The sequence below is a fragment of the Vibrio sp. YT-19(2023) genome, from assembly GCF_033337395.1.
Window position 1 is genome coordinate 1 of the sequence record NZ_JAWOQN010000338.1, and the last position, 814, is coordinate 814.

1 pseudogene is annotated in these 814 nt (G+C 45.8%); it reads left to right on the forward strand.

Annotation, left to right across the window (positions count from 1 at the left end):
• Window positions 1-614 precede the first annotated feature (614 nt).
• Window positions 615-814 (forward strand): annotated as a pseudogene (locus R7E78_RS25765) (rod shape-determining protein RodA); the annotation flags it as partial.

Below are 814 nucleotides of genomic sequence, written 5' to 3' on the forward strand. Positions count from 1 at the left end.
CCACCAAACCCGTGTCGCCCTGCGCGGCTTGGTTAAAGCGAGTTAGTAACTGCTCAGTAGGGTTTGCCAACGCCAAGCTGCTACTCAAGGTAAACGCTGCCAATGCCGCGCCGAGCAAGGTTGTGGCTCTGGATAAATGAAGATTGAAAACCATCATGGTGACTGTCCTTAGTTGAACGTGATTTGATGGTTTCAGATTACGCCATCGCTTCATAGCCAGCTGTAGGATGCGACCAATGGTATTTTTAGGGAGTAAATGGGCGTGAGCGGCGATAAATGGTTTTGAGTGAAAACACAATAACATCCGAGCGAGTTATCAATTATTGCTGGATTCAACACTAAGTACGATAAAAAGAGTGGCGAAAATATCAAGGCTGGTGTATTTATCCTCTTCACAACATTCCCAGTCGACGTACCACAACAGATGATGCTGCACCTCCTTTCTCGCACTCCTTTGCGCCGCATCTGTGAACAGGCCTGTTGTGCTTTCACTTTCAACAAATCTAAGAAAGCCAACATACCCGACCTATTGGATTCTTAGCATCGGAATAGTTTGAACTCTCTTGAGTTCTGGTTGTTTTCGCTCTTTTGAGAGCGTTTTTAGGTTGTAGTAAATGAACAAGCGTTTCTTTACAAGAATCGATTTGCCACTTTTGATGGCGATAATTCCGATCATGTTATTGAGCTCGCTGACGCTATGGAGCGCCAGTGGCTTCGATGAATCCATGCTCTTTAAACACTTAGCCCGCTGCGCACTGTCACTGGTGTGTATTCTGGTTAAGTCATCCATTCCAGCAGCCAGTTATCAACGCTC